The organism is uncultured Campylobacter sp., from assembly GCF_937890585.1.
In the GTDB taxonomy this organism is placed as follows: domain Bacteria; phylum Campylobacterota; class Campylobacteria; order Campylobacterales; family Campylobacteraceae; genus Campylobacter_A.
The window spans coordinates 1-1765 of sequence record NZ_CALACG010000376.1; the positions used below are offsets into that span (position 1 = coordinate 1).

Here is a 1765-nt window from a genome sequence, read left to right on the forward strand (position 1 = left end):
GTGTATAAGAGACAGAATTTAACCCGTCAGCCAAAACGTCCTCATCTAAAATTTTTGGTTTTTCGTATAAATTTTTTATGACGATATTTTCGCCCTGACTATGCACCTCGCCCCAGTATCTAGAGCCCACGTTTAGCTCTTTTACGCTTTTTGTGTTTAAATTTCTATTTGCGAAATTTAAGATGTACCTGTTAAAGCCGACCTTTTGGCTTACCAAAATGCTAAGCGGCAGGGATGAATTTATCGCTACTAGCGGAGCTTGGCTGTTGTTTGCTATCTTTTGGACGCGTGAGATCTGCTCTATCATAAATTTGCTGCTAGCTCCACTATGCGCCCTGCGATCTCATCTTTTGAGGCAAGCGGCAGTAAAATTTCACTATCTTTTGTGATGAAATTTACCTCGTTTTGCTCGCTTGAAAAGCCGTTTTTCTCGCCCAAAATATTTAGGCAAACTGCGTCAAGCGCTTTTTTTTCTAGCATTGATCTTGCGCTTTTAAGAGCGTTTTCGTTTGAAATTTCAAGCTTAAAGCCGATCTTTTTACATTTAAGCTCTTTTAAGCTTTGCAAAATATCGACATTTCTCTTTAGGTCTAAATTTAAGCTTTCGCCAATGTCCTCTTTTTTTATCTTGCCATCTATCTTTGTCGGTACAAAATCGCTCACCGCAGCGCACATTACAAGTAAATTTGCACCCTCACACTCACTCTTGCAAAGCTCCAAAAGCTCGCTACTTGAGCTAAATTTAAGGCTAAGAAACGGCTCGCTACTAGCCTCAAAGCTAGTAAGCAGTTTTACCTCTGCACCTGCGTAGTAAAAGGCTCTAGCCAAGGCTCTTGCCATCTTGCCGCTTGAAAAATTTGTAATGGCTCTAACGTCATCTATCTTTTCAGTCGTTGCACCGCCCGTTATCACTACTTTTTTGCCTGCAAAAAGTGGCTTACTAAGCCTTTTAATGGCAGCTTCTACTATCACTTCAGGGCTTGCTAAAGCACCCTTGCCAACGTCGCCACAAGCTAGAGTTTTAAACACTGGCTCAACTACTAAAGCGCCGTTTTTCTTTAAAATTTCAAGCGAATTTTGCGTCGCAAAATGCTCGATCATATTGTTATTTGCAGCTGGGGCGACAACCAAAGGCACGTGCGAGGCGGCGATTAGCGTTTGCATGAAGACATTGTCGCAGATGCCAGCTGTTAGCTTATTTATCGTATTTACCGAGGCAGGTGCGATGAGGACTAGATCCATTTTAGAGTAGGCTATGTGATTTACGCCGTCTTGCCAGTTTTGCGTTTGTGAGCTTAAAATTTTATGCTCGCTTAGCGCCTCAAAGCCGCTTACACTGCAAAACTCAAGCGCCCCCTCACTCAAAGCCACATAAACATCAGCGCCTTGCTTTTTAAGCAGCGATAAAATTTCGTAAGCTTTATAAAAGGCGATACTGCCGCAAACGGCAAGTAAAATTTTCTTATTTTTTAACATCGTCTTTGCCAAAGAATTTCTCAAAAAAGCCGCTTTTGTTCTCTTGACGACCTCTGCTAATAGCTAGAGCGCCGCTCTCAACGTCTTTTGTGATGGTGCTGCCAGCTGCGATGATGACGTTATCAGCGATATTTACAGGGGCAACTAGCTGCGTATCTGAGCCAACAAAGACGTTTTTGCCGATCTTGGTTTTGTATTTTGCCTTGCCATCGTAGTTGCATGTGATCGTGCCGCAGCCTATATTTGTGCCACTTTCTATCTCGCAGTCGCCAAGATAGCTTAGATGTCC

At 42.7% G+C, this 1765-nt stretch carries 2 protein-coding genes and 1 pseudogene; all 3 read right to left on the reverse strand.

Annotated features, from left to right (window positions below):
- A pseudogene (locus Q0296_RS11105) lies at nucleotides 1-307 on the reverse strand (hypothetical protein); the annotation flags it as partial.
- Complete coding sequence (gene coaBC / locus Q0296_RS11110; protein ID WP_298040579.1) at nucleotides 304-1476, reverse strand: bifunctional phosphopantothenoylcysteine decarboxylase/phosphopantothenate--cysteine ligase CoaBC; 1173 nt, start codon at nucleotides 1474-1476, stop codon at nucleotides 304-306. The gene coaBC and the pseudogene Q0296_RS11105, both read right to left, overlap by 4 nt.
- Nucleotides 1463-1765, reverse strand: a 303-nt coding sequence (locus Q0296_RS11115; protein ID WP_298040576.1) for a DapH/DapD/GlmU-related protein, incomplete at its 5' end; no start/stop codon positions are given. The genes Q0296_RS11115 and coaBC, both read right to left, overlap by 14 nt.

What these genes read in the sequence shown, in the direction of transcription:
- coaBC (WP_298040579.1), bottom strand. Translation starts at nt 1,476, where the DNA reads ATGTTAAAAAATAAGAAAATTTTACTTGCCGTTTGCGGCAGTATCGCC.